This window comes from Neptuniibacter marinus, from assembly GCF_001597725.1.
Lineage (GTDB): Bacteria > Pseudomonadota > Gammaproteobacteria > Pseudomonadales > Balneatricaceae > Neptuniibacter > Neptuniibacter marinus.
This window is the reverse complement of the sequence record NZ_LUTR01000041.1, coordinates 1-2,551: the sequence shown is the minus strand read 5'-3', so window position 1 is coordinate 2,551 and position 2,551 is coordinate 1. Positions and strand designations below refer to the sequence as shown.

General features: G+C 44.1%; 4 protein-coding genes. 3 read left to right on the top strand and 1 reads right to left on the bottom strand.

The genetic code is table 11. From position 1 onward, the window contains the following. A partial coding sequence (locus tag A3774_RS15915) for a helix-turn-helix domain-containing protein (protein WP_075108004.1) occupies positions 1-255 on the bottom strand: 255 nt, incomplete at its 3' end. Positions 256-470: 215 nt separating this feature from the next. Between A3774_RS15915 and A3774_RS15910 the strand changes: the two genes are divergently transcribed. The 3 genes from A3774_RS15910 to A3774_RS15900 all read left to right on the top strand — a co-directional run bounded on the left by A3774_RS15910 (position 471) and on the right by A3774_RS15900 (position 2,279). Then, positions 471-851, top strand: coding sequence for a hypothetical protein (locus tag A3774_RS15910; RefSeq protein ID WP_067870008.1), 381 nt, complete (start codon positions 471-473; stop codon positions 849-851). A gap of 191 nt (positions 852-1,042) precedes the next feature. Beyond that, a complete protein-coding gene (locus A3774_RS15905) occupies positions 1,043-1,675 on the top strand; it encodes a HupE/UreJ family protein (RefSeq protein ID WP_456264841.1) in 633 nt (210 codons plus the stop codon). Positions 1,676-1,685: 10 nt separating this feature from the next. Next, a complete protein-coding gene (locus A3774_RS15900; RefSeq protein ID WP_067870005.1) occupies positions 1,686-2,279 on the top strand; it encodes a hypothetical protein in 594 nt (197 codons plus the stop codon). Positions 2,280-2,551: the final 272 nt, after the last annotated feature.

Here is a 2,551-nt window from a genome sequence, read left to right as displayed (position 1 = left end):
AGCGGGTTGTTCAATGGCATAAGCAACGACAGCTTGTTCTGTTGCTTCATCCACTCTGTTCTTGGGATTCGGTGCTCTACGGCTTTTGTTGATCAGGCTATCGATACCACCTTCTTCAACAAGTTCCTGATAACGATAAAACGTATCTCGTGATACGCCCATGACTTTGCATGCTTTGGACACATTCCCAAGCTCTTCTGCCAAATTCAGCAAGCCAGCTTTGTGTTTAATGATTGGATTGTTAGTATGGATCATGAGAGTTACCTTTTGTTTTGATTTAAGATTCGACACCTTTATCAAAACGGGTAACTCTCTCTTTTTCAAGATGATGTGTCAGATCTAGTCTGAGCTAATTCACTTAAAGTAAACATATAACAAGCACCTCAATTGGGCCGCTCGCAGGTTCGCATTTATAGCCCCATTTCTCGCGGTTATTCTGCAATCAAAGCACTTATGTTAGAATCCTTCTTATGTTTAATCGTTCTTTCCTTTCGCCTAATCACAGCTTGGCTGCTATCGCTCTATCATTGATAGTGGTGCTTTTTTGTCGTGGGCTTTTGGTTGTAGAACAGAAAGCGCATTCAGTCGTTCAAGGTATTCCTCCTGCTATGCAGCTGATTGAACACGGGCACTACCATGAACCCGTGTTAGATCACTTCCATTCTGAAGACGCTAAAATATCTGACGCCAGCCATCTTTTACTTCATGCAATGGGTGTGATCGAAAACCAAATAGCTGTGCAGTTTTTTATACCCGCTCCAACGTCTGTTAGATCATCAAAAATTTCGTACTCTCCAAACATGCCATTAGAGCCCCCGCTCTCAAATCTGTTTCGCCCTCCAATAACCTAGTCCACTCCATTCTTCTTAATTGTGAATTTGTGCGTTGTATGGCGCAGAATTCGCGGTGTTCGTGATCTTATAACGGAGATTACAGAGTGTATCTGAAATCATCATATTTTCGATGGGGCTTCGCCCTGTCTGCACAGCGTATATGCCTGTGCGTGTTTGTACTCATACTGTTAATGGTGGGCGTCGTGCCTATGGCGTTCCCTCATGGTGTTACAGAAGGCGATGCTCTTTTTATCGAGCAGGCAAGTGGCACACAGTTAATACCCTATATCTACCTTGGCGCAAAGCATATGGTGACGGGGTATGACCACTTACTGTTTCTAGTGGGAGTGATTTTCTTCCTCTACCGTATGAAAGACGTAAGTATTTATGTGACTTTATTTGCGATGGGACACAGCATGACCTTGCTCTATGGTGTGCTGAGTGGAACCCATGTTAACCCCTATATCATTGACGCCATCATAGGGCTGTCCGTTGCTTATAAGGCGCTGGATAACCTTGATGCATTCCGGACGTGGTTTGCTTTTCAGCCGAATACTAAAGCTGCTGTTTTGATCTTTGGTTTCTTTCATGGGTTCGGTCTTGCTACCAAGCTTCAAGATTTTACGCTCTCTGAAGACGGCTTAGTTGAGAATATCTTAGCGTTTAATGTTGGTGTAGAGCTTGGCCAATTACTCGCGCTTGGCGCGATTCTGATCGTGATGAGCTTTTGGCGTCGAACCCAATCATTCTCTCGACAGGCTTTTACTGCCAACGTCATTTTGATGTTGGCTGGTTTTACCTTAATGGGCTACCAGCTAACGGGTTACCTGACTATTTCTTGAGGACATCAGTATGCAAAAAATATCCAATGTAAATAATGAAGGGCTTCCTTCGAGTAAAAGCCTTATTAAAGCTACCGCGTTTGCAGTTGTGGCAGCGATCACACTGCTTTTTACGGCCATATTACCTGCTGAATACGGTATTGATCCTACAGGTATAGGCGAGCGTATTGGCTTGACAGTACTAAATACTGCGAGTGCAATTGAAGAAGATGAGGTTGCTGTTACTCCTGATACTGGGAGTTTAAGTACAGGCCTAAACCCTGTCTGGAAAAGTGATATGCAATACCGTGCGGATAGCTTAACGGTAACCTTACAGCCAAATCAGGGCTCAGAACTTAAATCTAAAATGAAAGCGGGTGAGAACTTTTCTTTCAATTGGGAGGTTGAAGGTGGGGTTGTGAACTTCGATATGCACGGTGAAAAAATCAATGATGGGGATCGGTTTACCAGTTATTGGTTGGGTCGTAATGCATCTAGTTCTAAGGGGTCCTTCAGCGCCCCTTTTGATGGCACCCATGGCTGGTATTGGAAAAACAAGGGTACCGAACCCGTCACAATACACCTAACCGTAAGTGGGTTTTATGATGCGTTTTACATGCCTTAATAACACTATGCAGATTGTCATAATGGGGGTCAGTATAAATGAGCTAGGGTATCTCTATCCGCTGGACTGCTTTGGCTGACTACCGACCTGCTAGGTCGATTTAATACTATATGAGCGTTTGATTATTTCTCTCGCTCCCCTATAGGGTGAATAATATCCGATGGACCTTAAAAAGCAGCCTTCGGGCCACTGCTATCCCACAATTTTTTAATCATAAAGGGATCCTCATCTGAGGGTCCCTTTTTTGTCGCTCTGGCGGTGACGGGTTTAGC